Origin of the sequence: Alteromonas sp. BMJM2 (assembly GCF_027257845.1) — a bacterium.
Classification (GTDB): domain Bacteria; phylum Pseudomonadota; class Gammaproteobacteria; order Enterobacterales; family Alteromonadaceae; genus Alteromonas.
In genome coordinates, this window is record NZ_JAPVOT010000007.1 from 146,115 (window position 1) to 160,449 (window position 14,335).

The window sequence follows — 14,335 nt, forward strand, 5'->3', positions numbered from 1 at the left end:
AAGCGCGGTATTTTACCGCGCTTTTTTCTTTCTCTTCCTCCCTTTCTTAGCGAAAATTTTTAGCGAGATACTATGCAACATTTTGATATCGAGACATTTCTCAGTGAATACTGGCAACAAAAACCTGTTGTTTTAAAAGGTTTTTTTAAGAATTTTGCCGACCCTATTGATGAGAACGACCTCGCGGGCTTAGCGCAAGAGAGCGAAGTAGACAGCAGAATAATCAGTCATGACAATGGGCAATGGCATGTAGAAGAAGGGCCTATAGAAGACTTTGAGAAAGTGTGCCAAGGACAGTGGACATTACTCGTTCAAGGTGTAGACAAATACATTGGGGATGTCGCGCCAATTCTCGCGCCTTTCTCATTTATACCCAGCTGGCGCCTTGACGACCTTATGGTTAGCTATGCGACTGAAGGTGCAGGCGTTGGTGCTCATATAGACCAATACGACGTCTTTTTAGTGCAGGGAAAAGGTTCTCGGCGGTGGCGAGTGGGCGAGCCTGGTAATTATGCTGAAATACATCCCCATGGAAAGCTACGTCAAATTGAGGACTTTTCACCTATCATCGACGAAACCATGATGCCCGGCGATGTGCTTTATGTACCTCCAGGTTGGCCCCATGATGGTAAAACAATTGAAGATAGCTTAACCTACTCGGTCGGTTACCGAGCTCCTGATAACCTACAGTTGGCAGAAAGCCTTGCGATGATGCTCGATAAGGGAAGGGCCAATAAGCGTTTTAGCGACCCGTCTCGCTCTGCGACATCCCACCCTGCAAAGGTAATTGCCAGCGATGTGAGCGCACTGAAACAACAATTAGTAAATTCTATTCATTCCATAGACTATACACACTCATTATTAGAAGCAATGAGTGAACAAGGAATTCCGGAGTTTCCGTTAGAGCAAGAAGTGACTATTGAGCAAGTATCTAACGATTTAGCAACCGGCTTAAGCTTTCAGCCTGCCCCTGGCATAAGACCGTTATTGTGCGATGGCACTAATGGATTACCACTTGCCCTATATGTCAATGGCAGTCGGTTTGATGTGGCCGAAAACGATATTGAGTGGTATGAGATCCTAGCCTCAGGCAACACGTTTGATGCAACATCAAGCCAAGATACGCCGTCTTTTGCATTTTTACAGACATTAACTACACTTATTAACAATGGGTATTGGGAATAGTTAATAGGGTGGAATGTCAACATGGCGTTTACGGTAAGAAGCGTCGAATGGGAATGCGGAAAGCCAATTATTCAAGCACTCAGAGAAAGTGTGTTTGTCGTTGAGTGGCGCATCCCTCAAACCAGTGAATTTGACGATCAAGATAGCACGGCAACACACTTTATCGTTTTAGACAGCGATAACGAGGCTGTTGCCACCGCAAGGCTCACCAGAGGCGGTGAATTAGGGCGTATTGCAGTAAAGCGATCTTATCGAACGCTTCCACTTTACAAAATCCTTTTCGCTGCGCTACTTGAAGCCGCAAAACAGCAATCTTTTCCCACTATTAACGTGGTGTGTAACCTCGATAGTGTGGCCTACCATCGATCTTTGGGCTTTAAACCTACCGGAAGAGTATTTATGGATGCAGGTGTGCCTCGACAGCGGCTTGAATGTCAGGCACAGCAGTTCCCCCTCCCCGACGTTACGCAACTGCACTGACGTCTCGCAAATTCCTTTTACCCCCAATTTGTTAATGTGGATAAATCCGGTAGCCTTTTTATGAAGTACACCGCTTTTTAAACTAAAGTCGATTAGCGAAGAGTGCTCAAAACAACGATGCCTACACTTAGTTACATTTAACGTGTTGGCTTTTACGTCTCCTAAGTGCATTATCGATAATAAATGTGTAAGAGAAGACCAAATGCTTTGGGTATCTAAAGTATTGTTAGTATCTCTGTAATGAGACATATTCAGTGGAATAGATAAAATGAAAACAGTGCGATTAACCATTGGTGGGTTGCTGCTAATCAGCGGTATTATCCTTACCTTATTACCTGGCTCTATTCTCCTTGTACTTGGGGGGTTGATGCTGCTAAGTTACGATTGGCCCCGCGCTCGCGGATGGCTTAAGTTTAGCCAAAAATCGATGACAACCAGTGCGAGAAAATTAGACCGCATAATGTTAATGCGTCGGTTAAGAAAGTAGCGCTGAAGATGAGGCTAGTTAGCAGTTAACTAGCCGAGCTATGAACAAGTACTATGAACATAAAAAAACCGCTCAATTGAGCGGTTTTTTCGTTTTACTTTTGGCGTTTACTGTCCGTGCTTTTCAGCAAGGTACAACCACGTTTCGACTACTGAATCAGGATTTAATGATACAGAGTCAATGCCCTCAGCCACTAGCCACGCTGCAAAGTCTTCGTGATCCGATGGACCCTGTCCACAGATCCCCACGTACTTGCCACGCTTCTTGGCTGCTCTGATTGCCATAGATAATAGTGCTTTTACCGCATCATCACGTTCATCGAACAAGTGAGCAATAAGACCACTATCGCGGTCAAGCCCCAAGGTAAGTTGGGTCAGGTCGTTAGAGCCAATTGAGAAGCCGTCAAAAATATCTAAGAACTGATCAGCAAGCAGTGCGTTTGACGGTAACTCACACATCATAATGATGCGCAGACCTTTGTCGCCCTTCTTAAGCCCTTGCTCTTCTAAAAGCTCAATAACTTTACGTCCCTCTTCAACGGTTCTCACAAATGGGATCATGATTTCCACATTCGTAAGGTCCATCTTGTTGCGAACGCGCTTTATAGCTTCACACTCTAGAGCGAAACAGTCCCTGAAGTCTTCTGAGATATAGCGGCTCGCACCACGGAATCCCAGCATTGGGTTTTCTTCATCAGGCTCGTACTGATAACCACCAACAAGGTTGAAGTATTCATTCGACTTAAAGTCAGACATACGAACGATAACTTTTTCAGGCGCAAATGCTGCACCAATGGTTGAGATACCCTCAACAAGTTTCTCGATGTAGTATTCCGTTGGCGACTCGTAGCCCGCTATCATATCGGTAATTTCTTCTTTTAACTCTTCAGGCTGGCTGTCGAAGTTAAGAAGGGCTTTAGGATGAACGCCTATCATTCGGTTGATGATAAATTCTAAACGGGCAAGGCCTACTCCTGCATGAGGAAGACGTGCAAAGTCGAATGCGCGATCCGGATTGCCCACGTTCATCATTACGTTAAGAGGAAGGTCTGGCATAGAATCGATGCGTGAGGTCACAACATCAAACTCAAGCACGTCACCATAGATGTAACCAGTATCACCCTCTGCGCACGACACGGTGATTCTATCGCCGTTTTGAATGCTGTCCGTTGCGTTGGTACAACCCACAACGGCAGGAATACCCAGCTCACGTGCAATGATTGCTGCGTGACAAGTTCGTCCACCGCGGTTGGTCACAATCGCTGATGCTTTTTTCATGATAGGTTCCCAATCAGGGTCTGTCATGTCTGTAACTAACACATCGCCCGCTTGGATCTTATCCATCTCTTCGATAGAGCCTAAAACTTTCGCAACGCCTGCACCAATTTTATGGCCAATAGCGCGACCTTCGCACACAATATTGCTTTGGCCTTTAAGCTGGAAACGCTCGATACTTTGAGAATCTTCACGGCTGCGAACAGTTTCTGGACGAGCCTGTACAATGTAAAGTTTGCCGTCTACACCGTCTTTGGCCCATTCAATATCCATAGGGCGCTTGTAGTGCTTTTCAATGATTTGAGCTTGTTTAGCTAGCTCCATCACTTCATCGTCGGTTAACGAGAAAGTTTTACTCTGAACTGGCTCAATATCCACAATTGAAACCTGCTTACCGTGAGCTTCATCATCAGAATAAATCATTTTAGTAAGCTTGCTGCCAATGTTACGACGAACAATGGCCGGTAAACCTTTATCTAGTGTTGGCTTGTGCACATAAAACTCGTCAGGGTTTACCGCACCCTGAACCACCATTTCGCCTAAACCAAACGAGCTAGTGATGAACACAACATCTTCAAAGCCTGACTCAGTATCGATGGTGAACATAACGCCCGAAGACGCGATATCACTGCGCACCATGCGCTGAATACCTGCCGATAGCGCAACACCTTTATGGTCGTAACCTTGGTGCACGCGATATGAAATAGCGCGGTCATTAAACAATGAAGCAAATACGTGTTTAATGGCTACCATCACTGAGTCGTAGCCTTTCACGTTCAAAAAGGTTTCTTGTTGCCCAGCAAATGATGCATCTGGCATGTCTTCTGCGGTAGCTGAAGAACGAACGGCAAAAGAAGCCTCATCTCCTGCATCACCCTGCAGAGTGACAAATGCCTCTTTAATGGCGTCTTCAAGTTGTGGTTGGAAAGGCGTGTCTATTATCCACTGGCGGATATTCTTACCTGCTTCGGTAAGTGCACCAATATCGTCAACGTCTAGCGCGTCTAACGTTTCGTGTATTTTTGCTTCTAACCCGCTTTGTTCTAAAAACGCATTAAACGCTTCGGCGGTTGTTGCAAAGCCACCTGGCACCTGCACACCGGCGTTTGAAAGGTTTGAAATCATCTCGCCTAATGATGCATTTTTGCCGCCTACGCGACCCACATCGTGCATGCCCAGTTCTTGATACCAAAGTACGTAATCTTGCACAGCCCAAGCCTCCAGCTTTTTTTGTGTAGGGTATGAGGTTAATTTCAGGTCTTATTGAATTTATTACCTGAAAAATTCAATTCGTTAGTCGAAATGGTTAATGGCCAATGTTTACTACGCGATGACGATAAAACGTTTCTCTATCGTGATCATTCGCGATAAGCGTCTGGCTTTTCGACAAAATCATCATAGAATGGGCTTATTAAGAATGTAAACTCTTTATTAATTCTGTAATTAAATTACGACAATGTTAAGGATATGTTGTGAGAACAGCTTTTTATATTTCAGATGGCACAGCCATTACAGCAGAGGTGTTTGGTCACGCTCTGCTCTCGTTATTCCCCGTTGAGTTTAATCACAACACCATCCCATTCGTTGAAACTGAGGAACACGCACAAAAAGTTCTTGAGCAAATTTCTGAAAGTTTTCAAGATACCGGAGAACGCCCGCTCGTTTTTTATACAATTGTGAATGTAGATGTTCGCAAAATTATCTCTAAATCCGTTGGTATTAATTACAATTTCCTCGATCAATTTGTTGCTCCTTTGGAAAAAGTGCTTGGCGTACCGTCAAAACCAGAAAAACATCGCACCCACAGTATTCACGAAACCACCTACGATATCAGAATTGAGGCCGTGAATTACGCGTTAGCCAATGATGATGGCTCAAACTTAAAAGACTATGACGAGGCGGATATTATTCTTACTGGCGTATCTCGTTCAGGAAAAACGCCAACTAGTCTATATTTAGCGCTTCAATTTGGAATAAAAGCCGCTAATTATCCGTTTACTGAAGAAGACATGGGAGACATGCTTAAGCTACCTCCAGCATTAAGACGTTATAAAAACAAACTGTTTGGTTTAACTATTCAGCCAGAACGTTTGCATCAAATACGCTCTGAGCGCCGTGCAAACAGTAAATATGCGTCGATGCAGCAATGCCGGATGGAATTAAGAGAAGTGGAAAACTTGTACCGCAAAGAAAAAATTCCTTTTTTAAACAGCACTAAATATTCCATCGAAGAAATATCAGCAAAGATCTTAGCCGAAACCGGACTTAAGCGAAGAAAATATTAGTAATACCAGTGCGCATAAGAACAGGCTGTGAAATTACCGTTTTCAGTCAATATAAGCCATAAAGAAAAAGCAGCCTAGTGAAGTGACCCCAATAGTTGGACTATCCAATTACTGGGGGTCTTTTTATGTCCAAACATCAAAGAACATTTAAGTTAAAGCTAGCCCTTTACGCTAAGTTCTTATTTGTAGATTCAAGCCCTTTAATTCAATCTTTTAATCAAAGCTAAGCCTTCTTGCACTAAGCAACATTAAGACGGCAATCGAGTTAACGCATGTTTGAGCTCTGCCAAATATTCCTCAAAAGGTTTCCATTGTTCCATGCCTGTTTTATAAATAGGCTGGCGAACTTGCTCTGAGCTTGGCGTTTTGATGACCCGTTGTGTTTTGTAAAATGAGAGGCAACTTTCTTCAAACGGAAGGTCGCAAAACGCGAGTATGCGCTTTACCTGCCCTTCTAAATCATCAAGCACATCTTCATGCTGCACAGTTAATATTTCACCGGGAAGTACAGATTTCCAATGAGTCATTAGCGCCTCATAAGCGACATAGTATCGGCCAATATCGTCTTGTCCGTAGCTGAACTCTTGCCCTTCCCCAAACAATTGCTTAAAGCCGCTGAAGCAACAATCCATGGGAGCCCTGCGAGCATCAATAATTTTTGCGTTGGGAAGTATTTTCTTGATAAGACCAATATGAATAAAGTTATTTGGCATTTTATCAATAAAAAATGGTGCACCCTGGCGATAAGCTTGAGTTTGATCAATGTATCGCTGACCCAGTGCCTTACACGCTTCATCGTCTAATTCATTTACATTAAACGGATAAGGCGTTTTTTTGTTGCTCAGTGAAGATGCAATTCCCAATACGTCATGCAGCTCCATAGTGCCATCTACCATAGAATGAGAAGCCAATATTTGCTCTAGTAAGGTTGAGCCAGCGCGCGGCAGACCGACAATAAAAATAGGGTCTGGCGCCTGACAACCTTTGGCTTTATCAAAGCTTTCTGCATTAAAGGCTTTTTGCTGTGCTGCTAACGCTGCTTCAGTTCTCCTAATATCAAACTGTAAGGTTCGTTTTTTAAGCGCATTACCTAGGCTGTAATAGTGAAACGCAGTTTTAGCGTCCTTCCTATCTTCAAACCCTTTACCTAATGCAAAACAAAGATGAATTTTGTCATCTAATTTTGTCGACGCCAACGACTCCTGCTCTACCATTTCATCCATTGTTTTATCATCAAAACGGTAGGTTTTAGTATTGGCTAAGCTCCAGTAGGCGTCTCCAAAATCAGCGGCATAGGCAATTGATTTTTGATAAGCGCTAACCGCTTGCTCCATCTTGCCTTGCGCTTTAAAAGCGTGACCCAGAGCAACCCACAACGCAGGGCGATCGTCCTTGGCTGATAACAGTTCTTGGTATATGTGAATTGCTTCATCTAAGGAACCAATGCCTACCAGAGCATGAGCTAGTGAGACTTGCACGGTAAAATTATCCGGTGATAGCGCCAAGCGCTTTTTAGCCAGCGCCGCTGCTTCAGGAAATTTTCCTAATTTAGATAACAGACTTTGAAAAGCCGCAGCGGCTCTGTCATTTTCGGGATACATTTCAACGCAGCTTTCTAATAAAAATTCAGCGTCGCTATAAACCTTCAATTGAATGCCTAATTCAGCAAGCAGCATCATGGCTTCGGGGTGATGCTTGTTATTAGTAAGAAACTGTCTGCAGACCTGTTCCGCCTTGTGCAATTGGCCTTCGTGCATTAAATCTGTTGCACCTAAGAGCGGCTTTGGCAGTGAGGTTAAAAATTGAATTTGCTGCTGACATAATGCCAGGGCTTGCTTCTGTTGGTCTCGTTTATACACTTTTTCGAGCTGTTGCCACGATGCAAGTAATGCAGGATTAAATCGAGTGGCCTGATAAAAGCTGTGTGCAGACTTTTTACTATCAATATTCGCATAACAGTAACCCAGTTCTTGAAACGCTCTTCCGTAATCTGGAAATATGGCTATAACCTTATCAAGAGTGGAAATAGCATTTTGGGTGTTACCTGACAGCCTGTAGGCTACCGCTTGTAAATACAGCGCTTCACGCTGTGCATCACTACTGAGGGCAGTTTCGCCAGCTTCAATTAGACCAGCTTCTGCCCCGTTAGACTGAGGCTGTGCAGCGAGCAATTCACTGCATTGCGTAATCACCGATTGAAAGTGAGACTGCATTAAGGTTTTCTTAATAGTAAGAAGTGTTTGTTGTTCTTTTGTATTCATTTATACAGCATGCCTAAAAATAGAAAAAACGGCAAACCCGAAAGTTTGCCGTCTTAATTTTTTACCTATGGCTTAGCCAATGTCTCAAACAATAACTTAATAGTAGTCGTAAGAGAAACGCATTCCGATCGTGCGAGGTCTGTTTGTGACTACTTTTGGCGTAAACTGTTGCGTATCGATGTTTAACACCGCTCGCTCATCAAATACATTATCGATGTAAAGTTCAGCTTTCCACACGTCATTAGTAACACCTACTGCTAGGTTAGCAAGGAAGTATGACTCTTGAACATAACGACCGCCACGGAAGGTTTCACCATTTGAATCTGCGTAGGTAACGCCTTCATATACAGCGGCTTCCTGCTCAATTTTAAGACCAGAACCTGTGCCGTAAATATTTTGAGTGGCATCTTCCATTACAAAGGCATCCATTACCATGCCAGCATACCGGTCGCCAGTGTAGCTTACAGAGCCGTTAACGTAGCCGCGCTTGTCGCCTTCTAGTTCAAAGAAATAACGGGCGTTAATGTTGCCAGAAAATTCTGCAGAGTAAGGTAGTTGTGAACCAACACCTGCTGCAATGCCCACAAGCTCAGAATTAACGCTTGTCAATTCTGTGTCTAGTAAGCTAAACGCCGCGTTAATCACTAAGTCATCAGTGGCAAGCCATGTTAAATCAGCATCTAACCCTTTTATCTCAGCATCACCAACGTTATCAGTAAATACTAGGAATGAGATATTTGTGGGGTCGTAACGAGACGTTTGCAGGTCGGTAATTTCAGAGTAATACGCAGTGGCGTTAACACGGAACAGACCATCAAAGAAATCGCCTTTTAAACCAAGTTCGTAGTTATCCAGAGTATCCGTCGTTGAATAAACTGGGATACGGAAGTTATTGAACTTGCCTTCTTGGTTCGTCGACAAACCACCGCCAACACGGTTTGTAACCGGAGGACGGAAACCTTCAGAGTAGTTAGCAAACACCAATACGTCTTCATTCACTTTATAATCTAGTGAAAACTTAAAGATGGTATCGTCAACCGTTAGCACACCATTGCTGTCAAGAAGATCAGTTTCTAACTGACCGCTTTGAATGGCTGCATTAACCGCAACAGGGTCTAAGCCTACTGCTGCTAATTCGTCGGCATCCAGAGTGCCAAAGGCACGAATTCGGCGCGTTACGTCTACAGTAGATGTTGAACCTACGTAAATATCATCAATTTGATACCAACGCGCACCAATACTTGCAGTTAACTTCTCGGTTAGATCGTACTCAAATTGCCCAAATACCGCTATCTGTTCAATCGTATGAGTAATGTCGTTAACAAAGCTTACTTCAGCGGGGAATGGTCCGCCGTCGCTATTAATACCCTCATTACCCACTAGAGTGCGCTGAAGGTTATCAAAAAGTTCTGTGTTAGCAATTTTGAACTGACCAACGGTCGCTACTTCTTGTTCGTCGTAGAACAAACCAGCAGTTACGCGCCACGGTGTATCCATGGTGGTATTAAAGCGAAGTTCGTGAGTATTACGTGTAGAAGAAGTGTCTTCTTGATAGTATTTAGTCGGATCTAAACAACGCTCATCTGCAGCGTTATCTGGCGTATCGTAGTGATTACACAGATAATACGCGGAGAATAAACCGCCGTTAGTGTAGCCCGTATAGTCTGCTAATGTGTCGATTTCACGGTCTAAATAACCACCGGTATAAACAACATCTAGCTTGTCCATACGACCTTCAACGGTCCACGTTGTAAGGCCAAACTCATCTCTGTTTTCGTCTGGTTGAAAACGAATAGCAGATGTTTCGCCATCTAGCGTTGGGTCGTAAGAAAATACGCCTTCTGTGTCTAGCGTTTGCTGAGTATGCTGTACTAGCAAATCCCAATCGTCGTTAATGTGATACGACAATCCAAAGCGGGCACCAGAGTAGACCGCATCATTGAAATCTTCTTCAACAAGCGCGTCATTCTGAGGTGAGACCACCGACGCTTCAGAACTTGAAGATACGTTAGGATTATTAATGCGGCTAGCATCCATCGCCACTGGGTCGGCAAGAACACCACCCGAAATGCGATCAACAACAACCGCGCTTCCTATGTAACCACCCTCACCAGGCACGTTTCTTACGTTGTCAATCCAACCACCTTGTTGGTCGTTGTATGCTGCTACGCGAACGGCTAAATCGTCAGTAAGTGCCATGTTAAAGAAGGCCTGAACTGAGTTGCTCATCTCGCCGTCTTTAGTAAAGCCGATATTGGTGTCGAAACCAGCGCCAAAACCTGTGTGGTCTGGTTTATTGGTAATCAATCGAATAGTACCTGCCTGCGAGCTTGCGCCAAAAAGTGTGCCTTGTGGCCCAGGTAGCACTTCAACACGCTGTACGTCAGTGGCGTAAACGTCAAGGTTACGACCGGCCATCGAAACTGGCATTTCATCTAGATAAAAAGCTACCGATGGCTGTAATGCTTGTACTGAAGACAGCATGATATTTGATTGTGTTGTTGCGGCGCCGCGGATGTAAATCTCGTTTTGGCCAGGTCCCGTTCCTTGGAAAACAACGTTAGGTAGGAACTCGACGTACTCTTGGAAGTTGTCGATGCCAAGGTTTTCTAAGGCTTTTCCGTTAAGAGCTTGAACAGCAACAGGTACGTCTTGAATAGATTCAGTACGTTTAGTTGCGGTGACTTCAATAGTCTCGAGTTTCGCGGGTGCTTTCGACTCCTGCGCGGCTATAGATGTTGTTGCCAATGCAGCGACGATCGCACAGCTAAGCTGAGTTTTACGCATAATGTGTGTTTTCCCTTTGAAAATGGTTTTTATTCTTCGGACACTGTTTACTTGAAACACGTATCAATAAGATCAGTATTATTAACCCACAAACAGGAAATAATTTCTACTCTAACGATTAAGTTTCATGTAAAAACACTTTAAATATAAACTAATGACTAACAAAACAGGCCAAAACTAAACTCAATTAAGCACTTTTTTAAAATTCTTCATTTTATTACCTTCAAAGCTAATGATTTAATCTCATGTTTATAAAAACCATCAATTGCGGTATATTTAGTGTTAATAGTTTTAATCGAACAAAAAGTGGAAGGATTTTCTCTGCGTGATAGAAAATGAAAACAAGTCACCTTTAAATAAGCCGGTGTTTTACACATCATCTGCCATCATCATTTGCCTTCTGTGCTTCGCCGCCTTAATGCCAACGGTCGCCGATTCTCTATTTAAAACTGTTCAAAGCGCTATTGTTACTAACGGTAGCTGGTTTTATGTTCTTGCTGTTGCTTTTGTGGTGCTGTTTGTCGTTTATCTCGGCATGTCTCGCTACGGTGAGATAAAGCTTGGGCCAGACCATGCATCACCTGAATTTAGCTTTCCAACATGGTTAAGCATGTTGTTTGCTGCTGGAATGGGTATTGGGCTCATGTTCTTTGGCGTCTCTGAGCCGCTAATGCACTTTTTAGCCCCCCCAACAGCTGAAGCGGGTACCATAGATGCGGTAAGAGAAGCAATGAAAACCACCTTTTTCCACTGGGGTATCCATGCGTGGGCCATCTATGCGATTGTCGCGCTCATATTGGGCTATTTCTCTTACAGACAAAACTTGCCGCTAACCCTTCGTTCTGCGCTTTACCCACTTATTGGTGAAAGAATTTATGGGTGGCCTGGACATGTTGTCGATATCTTTGCAGTTACTTCTACGGTTTTTGGTATCGCTACTTCTTTGGGTCTCGGGGCTTCTCAGGTTAACGCTGGTTTCAATTATTTGTTCGGCATGCCATCTGGTACTGGCGTACAGATCCTTATTATGGCCTTTGTGGTCGGTCTTGCCGTCATTTCGGTAACCACTGGGCTAGACAAGGGCATAAGAAGACTGTCTGAAACAAACATGGTATTGGCCATAGCACTGTTACTGATCGTGCTAATTTTAGGCCCGACAGTTTTCTTGCTGCAGGCTTTTATGCAGAATACCGGCGCTTACCTAGCTGATATTGTAAGAAACACTTTTAACCTATTCGCCTACGACAAAACCGACTGGATTGGTGGATGGACAATTTTCTACTGGGGTTGGTGGTTAGCTTGGGCACCGTTTGTTGGCCTATTCATCGCTCGCATTTCTTACGGTAGAACAATCAGAGAATTTATACTGGGCGTGCTGCTCATCCCATCGGTATTTACGCTATTTTGGATGACCGTTTTTGGAAACAGCGCCATTGATCAAGTTCTTGTGCAGGGGCAAGATGTGCTTGCCAATATGGTGAACGAAGATACCGCCGTAGCACTATTTGTATTTTTAGAGCAATTCCCATATTCAAGCGTACTTAGCTTTATCGCAGTACTCATGGTTATCGTTTTCTTCGTGACCTCATGCGACTCTGGTGCCATGGTTGTTGATATGCTGTGTTCACACGGTCGCGACGACACACCTGTATGGCAACGAATTTATTGGGCCGTAGGTGTCGGTGTGGTGAGTGCTGTACTGCTTTACGCAGGAGGACTTGGTGCATTGCAAACCATGACCATAGCGGCAGCCTTGCCGTTTGCTATTGTATTACTTATCGCAATGTTTGGCTTACTAAAAGCGCTGCGCGTGGAAGGCTACAAACGCGAGAGCTTACAAGTACTTGCGGGTACACCACAGCATAGCGATGCTGACAAAAATTGGAAAGGGCGTTTAGAGAACATCGTATCGTTTCCTGATGAAGAAGCGGTGCTTCGCTTTATGAGAAAAGTGGCGTTACCCGCGATGAATGAAGTAGGTAAAGAATTTGAAGAGCAGAACTTTGAAGTGAACGTTGAAGAAACTGATGAAGCCTTTATTCTTACCGTAACGATGGGAGCAGATCCCGACTTTATTTACGCGGTCTACCCTACCCCAACCGATCAACCTGAGTTCGCGCCAACTGAGCAGATGGACGAAGGGCTACAAAAGACGTATTATCGCGCCGAAGTTCACCTGAGTGAAGGTGGTCAAAACTACGACATCATGGGTTGGTCGAAGTTATCGGTAATCAATGATGTGATAGATCATTATCACAAGCACCAGCACTTTATTCATTTGCTTAAGTAACACACGTTACGCATTTGTTGGAAAAAATATGCGAAAAGAAGAAGAATTGCTAGTTGCATTACGGCGTGTTATCCGCGCCGTAGATTTGCGCAGCAAACAGCTCAGCAAACATGTGGGCCTTACTGGCCCTCAATTGCTCGTTATGCAAAATATTGAAGAGCAACCAGGCATAATGGTTCGCGAAATTGCAGAAAACATTAATTTAAGTCCTGCAACAATCACTAATATTTTGGATCGGCTTGAGTCTCGCGATCTAGCCACACGTATTAGAAGTACACAAGACAAACGAAAGGTAGGCGTGTTTCTTACCGACCGCGGTAAAGTAGCAGTGAAAGACGCACCTCGCCCTTTGCAAGAACATTTTGTTGAGCGTTTTTCTCAGCTTAAAGAATGGGAACAAAGTCAGATGGTGGCAACAATGCAACGCATAGCCACCATGATGGATGCAGAAAATATCGACGCTTCTCCATTTTTGGAGCTAGGAAGCATTTCCGATAAATCTGTGTAGTACGTTTACTTCGCTTTGAGAGGGTTGACCTTGCCGCCAGTCACTTTGTCGGCTCTACCCTCTTCTTTCGCTTTCTCCGCTCGACGTTTTCTTATTTCTTTAGGATCGGCAATTAGTCCGCGATAAATCTCTATTCTGTCGCCATCGATAAGTGTGTCTTTAAGCCGAACTACGCGACTCCACACACCTACTTTAGTTTTTGACAAATCAATATCTGGATACTCGTGAAGAAGGTTAGAGGCCTGTATAGCTTCTTCCACGGTCGCGTTTTTATCGATGGCAATGCTAACCAGAGACTGCTTCGTAGGCAGCGCATAAGCTACCTCAACGGTAATTAGCTCGCTACTCATGCGTATACACTCTTTGCTCTTTCAGTAAACGCGGTCACCATGCTCGACGCCAAACTATTAAACACCTTTCCAAAGGCCATTTCAGCGAGCTTGTTGGCAAACTCAAAGTGCAAGTTAAGTTCTATTTTACACGCTTCATCAGATAGCGCTGAAAACGTCCAACCGCCGGATAGAGACCGAAAGGGGCCATCGACAAGCTGCATTTCAATTCGCTCACTTGGATACAATACGTTTTCGGTGGTAAACCACTGCTTAATGCCTGCTTTTGAGACTAACAACGATGCGCTCATCGCTTGTTCTGTATTGTTCAGAATTTTACTGTCTGCACACCCTGGTAAAAACTTTGGATAGGACTCAACGTCATTCACTAAGTTAAACATGGCCTCTGCACTATGAGCTACAAGCGCACTTCTATGAATACTTGGCAT

11 protein-coding genes are annotated in these 14,335 nt (G+C 44.0%); 6 read left to right on the plus strand and 5 right to left on the minus strand.

What is annotated here, in order from left to right; genetic code table 11:
* The first annotated feature begins 72 nt into the window (after positions 1 to 72).
* The 3 genes from O9X84_RS09890 to O9X84_RS09900 all read left to right on the plus strand — a co-directional run bounded on the left by O9X84_RS09890 (position 73) and on the right by O9X84_RS09900 (position 2,152).
* On the plus strand, positions 73 to 1,185 hold the full coding sequence (locus O9X84_RS09890; RefSeq protein WP_269519575.1) for a JmjC domain-containing protein: 1,113 nt from the start codon (positions 73 to 75) through the stop codon (positions 1,183 to 1,185).
* A gap of 21 nt (positions 1,186 to 1,206) precedes the next feature.
* On the plus strand, positions 1,207 to 1,665 hold the full coding sequence (locus O9X84_RS09895) for a GNAT family N-acetyltransferase (protein ID WP_269519576.1): 459 nt from the start codon (positions 1,207 to 1,209) through the stop codon (positions 1,663 to 1,665).
* Between the two features lie 268 nt (positions 1,666 to 1,933).
* A complete protein-coding gene (locus tag O9X84_RS09900) occupies positions 1,934 to 2,152 on the plus strand; it encodes a PGPGW domain-containing protein (RefSeq protein WP_032096531.1) in 219 nt (72 codons plus the stop codon).
* 107 nt (positions 2,153 to 2,259) lie between these two features.
* Here the strand turns inward: O9X84_RS09900 and ppsA are convergent, their stop codons facing one another.
* Complete coding sequence (gene ppsA, locus O9X84_RS09905; protein WP_269519579.1) at positions 2,260 to 4,635, minus strand: phosphoenolpyruvate synthase; 2,376 nt, start codon at positions 4,633 to 4,635, stop codon at positions 2,260 to 2,262.
* Between the two features lie 263 nt (positions 4,636 to 4,898).
* Between ppsA and ppsR the strand changes: the two genes are divergently transcribed.
* Positions 4,899 to 5,711, plus strand: a complete 813-nt coding sequence (ppsR, locus tag O9X84_RS09910; protein WP_269519582.1) for a posphoenolpyruvate synthetase regulatory kinase/phosphorylase PpsR — start codon at positions 4,899 to 4,901, stop codon at positions 5,709 to 5,711.
* Between the two features lie 248 nt (positions 5,712 to 5,959).
* Here the strand turns inward: ppsR and O9X84_RS09915 are convergent, their stop codons facing one another.
* Together O9X84_RS09915 and O9X84_RS09920 are read right to left on the minus strand one after the other, a co-directional pair.
* The gene (locus O9X84_RS09915; RefSeq protein WP_269519583.1) at positions 5,960 to 7,972 is read right to left on the minus strand and encodes a tetratricopeptide repeat-containing sulfotransferase family protein; all 2,013 of its coding nucleotides are present in this window, start codon (positions 7,970 to 7,972) and stop codon (positions 5,960 to 5,962) included.
* A 96-nt stretch (positions 7,973 to 8,068) separates the two neighbouring features.
* Entirely contained in the window at positions 8,069 to 10,759 is a 2,691-nt protein-coding gene (locus O9X84_RS09920; RefSeq protein ID WP_269519584.1) for a TonB-dependent receptor, read from the minus strand.
* Between the two features lie 325 nt (positions 10,760 to 11,084).
* Between O9X84_RS09920 and O9X84_RS09925 the strand changes: the two genes are divergently transcribed.
* Together O9X84_RS09925 and O9X84_RS09930 are read left to right on the plus strand one after the other, a co-directional pair.
* On the plus strand, positions 11,085 to 13,049 hold the full coding sequence (locus O9X84_RS09925; RefSeq protein WP_269519586.1) for a BCCT family transporter: 1,965 nt from the start codon (positions 11,085 to 11,087) through the stop codon (positions 13,047 to 13,049).
* A gap of 28 nt (positions 13,050 to 13,077) precedes the next feature.
* Positions 13,078 to 13,557, plus strand: coding sequence for a MarR family winged helix-turn-helix transcriptional regulator (locus O9X84_RS09930; protein WP_269519587.1), 480 nt, complete (start codon positions 13,078 to 13,080; stop codon positions 13,555 to 13,557).
* 5 nt (positions 13,558 to 13,562) lie between these two features.
* On the opposite strand, the gene O9X84_RS09935 is transcribed toward O9X84_RS09930, so the two are convergent.
* Together O9X84_RS09935 and O9X84_RS09940 are read right to left on the minus strand one after the other, a co-directional pair.
* The gene (locus tag O9X84_RS09935; RefSeq protein ID WP_269519588.1) at positions 13,563 to 13,907 is read right to left on the minus strand and encodes an RnfH family protein; all 345 of its coding nucleotides are present in this window, start codon (positions 13,905 to 13,907) and stop codon (positions 13,563 to 13,565) included.
* Entirely contained in the window at positions 13,904 to 14,335 is a 432-nt protein-coding gene (locus O9X84_RS09940; protein WP_269519589.1) for a type II toxin-antitoxin system RatA family toxin, read from the minus strand. Before O9X84_RS09940 ends, O9X84_RS09935 begins: the two co-directional genes overlap by 4 nt.

What these genes read in the sequence shown, in the direction of transcription:
- O9X84_RS09935 (WP_269519588.1), bottom strand. Translation starts at nt 13,907, where the DNA reads ATGAGTAGCGAGCTAATTACCGTTGAGGTAGCTTATGCGCTGCCTACG.
- O9X84_RS09890 (WP_269519575.1), top strand. Translation starts at nt 73, where the DNA reads ATGCAACATTTTGATATCGAGACATTTCTCAGTGAATACTGGCAACAA.
- O9X84_RS09915 (WP_269519583.1), bottom strand. Translation starts at nt 7,972, where the DNA reads ATGAATACAAAAGAACAACAAACACTTCTTACTATTAAGAAAACCTTA.
- O9X84_RS09895 (WP_269519576.1), top strand. Translation starts at nt 1,207, where the DNA reads ATGGCGTTTACGGTAAGAAGCGTCGAATGGGAATGCGGAAAGCCAATT.
- O9X84_RS09940 (WP_269519589.1), bottom strand. Translation starts at nt 14,335, where the DNA reads ATGCCAAGTATTCATAGAAGTGCGCTTGTAGCTCATAGTGCAGAGGCC.
- O9X84_RS09900 (WP_032096531.1), top strand. Translation starts at nt 1,934, where the DNA reads ATGAAAACAGTGCGATTAACCATTGGTGGGTTGCTGCTAATCAGCGGT.
- O9X84_RS09930 (WP_269519587.1), top strand. Translation starts at nt 13,078, where the DNA reads ATGCGAAAAGAAGAAGAATTGCTAGTTGCATTACGGCGTGTTATCCGC.
- O9X84_RS09920 (WP_269519584.1), bottom strand. Translation starts at nt 10,759, where the DNA reads ATGCGTAAAACTCAGCTTAGCTGTGCGATCGTCGCTGCATTGGCAACA.